Source organism: Dietzia cercidiphylli (assembly GCF_039531545.1).
In the GTDB taxonomy this organism is placed as follows: Bacteria; Actinomycetota; Actinomycetes; order Mycobacteriales; family Mycobacteriaceae; genus Dietzia; species Dietzia natronolimnaea.
Genome location: NZ_BAAAQG010000018.1, coordinates 1 through 620, shown reverse-complemented (window position 1 = coordinate 620; position 620 = coordinate 1). Strand labels below are relative to the sequence as shown.

At 66.8% G+C, this 620-nt stretch carries 1 protein-coding gene and 1 pseudogene; both read right to left on the bottom strand.

What is annotated here, in order from left to right; genetic code table 11:
- Positions 1 to 385: class II aldolase/adducin family protein (locus tag ABD250_RS15340; RefSeq protein WP_344393143.1), on the bottom strand; the 385-nt coding region annotated here is incomplete at its 3' end.
- Positions 382 to 620, bottom strand: a pseudogene (locus ABD250_RS15335) (NAD(P)/FAD-dependent oxidoreductase); the annotation flags it as partial. The pseudogene ABD250_RS15335 and the gene ABD250_RS15340, both read right to left, overlap by 4 nt.

Sequence of the window (620 nt, the reverse complement as noted above, 5' to 3'; positions counted from 1 at the left end):
TGGGGCGTACTGCAAGCCCTGCCAGGTCGGCGGCAACCACTCGCGGGGGATGGGCGTGAACGACAGCCCGGATGTCTGGGCGGCGCCGGAAGAGCTCGGTGTGCAGCGGCAGTTCGTTGGGGACCGTGTACCCGTCCGCGAGCTCGCCGTCGGCGGCGGGATTGCCGTCGAGGTCCACCATGCGGATGTCTTCGGCTTGCGTATACGCCAGTCCGCGTTCGTACGGGCCGCGACAGCGCACCAGCAATGTGCTGTCGGTAATTTTCAGGCTGATGTGACCCAAGATTCCATCTGCAAGGCCCCGATGGGCCAAGACCCGGCAGGCGAGGGCGATACGTTCCCGGGTGACGCTCTCGGTCTGGGGCAGCAAGTTCCCGGGTGTCATGACGCCCTCCTCGCCGGTGGCTCCAACTGGGGTTCGAGCTTGGCGCGCAGATCCTGCACCGTGATGCCCCTGGCCATGCCCAGACGGCAGGCAATGAGGGCTTTGGGCCAGTTCACGATGGCTGCGCCCCGGACGGTGGTGCCGTCGATGGTGTAGAGGGCGGCGAACTTGCCGTGGACCTGCGGGTGTCCGATGAGGACGTGGTCGACATTGCCTCCGACGCGTCCCACGACCT